Annotated in this window: 1 protein-coding gene; it reads right to left on the bottom strand. The window is 61.3% G+C overall.

Going from position 1 to position 442, the window contains the following annotated elements; all coding sequences use genetic code 11:
* Positions 1 to 442, bottom strand: a 442-nt coding sequence (locus tag ACT3T7_RS18425) for an FAD-linked oxidase C-terminal domain-containing protein (RefSeq protein ID WP_444631930.1), incomplete at both ends; no start/stop codon positions are given.

Below are 442 nucleotides of genomic sequence, written 5' to 3'. Positions count from 1 at the left end.
CGCATACTCGGAGCGTACCCCTTTACCGTGCTCACCCCACAGCAGCCCGCCGTATTTTTGGGTCAGGGCGGCGACTTCATCGGAGATGTCCCGAATCAGAGCTTCCTGGGCCGGGTCTTTCATGTCCAGCGCGGGGCGCACATGCAGTACGCCCGCATCGACATGCCCAAACATGCCGTAAGCGAGCCCGCGCGCGTCCAGCGCGGTGCGGAACTCGCTAATAAAATCGGCCAGATGTTCTGGTGGTACCGCGGTATCTTCAACAAACGGCAGTGGGCGCTTCTCACCCTGCACATTGCCCAAAAGGCCCACCGAGCGTTTGCGCATGCCGTAAACCGCGCTGATCTGCTCACGGCCTTCGGCCAGGGTATAGCCCAATCGCGTGACCGTGGCATCCTGATTCAAGTGACGCGTGAAGGCCTCTACCTGTTCGGCCAGTGCC

This window comes from Halomonas sp. 111 (assembly GCF_052379685.1).
Taxonomy (GTDB): domain Bacteria; phylum Pseudomonadota; class Gammaproteobacteria; order Pseudomonadales; family Halomonadaceae; genus Vreelandella; species Vreelandella citrativorans.
The sequence above is the reverse complement of the archived record's forward strand: the minus strand, read 5'-3'. Positions and strand labels throughout refer to the sequence as shown.